General features: G+C 44.1%; 1 protein-coding gene. It reads right to left on the bottom strand.

From position 1 onward, the window contains the following. Window positions 1–95: Thoeris anti-defense Tad2 family protein (locus C3B52_RS36030; RefSeq protein WP_123058883.1), on the bottom strand; the 95-nt coding region annotated here is incomplete at its 3' end. Between the last annotated feature and the right edge of the window lie 150 nt (window positions 96–245).

Here is a 245-nt window from a genome sequence, read left to right as displayed (position 1 = left end):
GGAACTAGCGTCAACCACATGCCCTTTCCGTTCCAACCAGATCGTGCTGCTTTCTTTCCTTGCTTCAATGCTTCAATTGCCTGTCCGAAATTCATCATGTCATACCTCTCCTTTTCATAATTACCGTAGTGTTAAGTACCTGACTAAAATGCGAGTCCAGTTTGGATTTCACCCCAATTGATCAGTCTATGGTCTTTTGGGATATGCTTATACAAGTCGTGTTCGCTCACCGCGCTGACTTCTAT

The sequence above is a fragment of the Brevibacillus reuszeri genome (genome assembly GCF_002897295.1).
Taxonomy (GTDB): Bacteria; Bacillota; Bacilli; order Brevibacillales; family Brevibacillaceae; genus Brevibacillus; species Brevibacillus reuszeri_A.
Note: the sequence above shows the minus strand (reverse complement) of the source record. Positions and strands in the feature narration are given on the sequence as shown.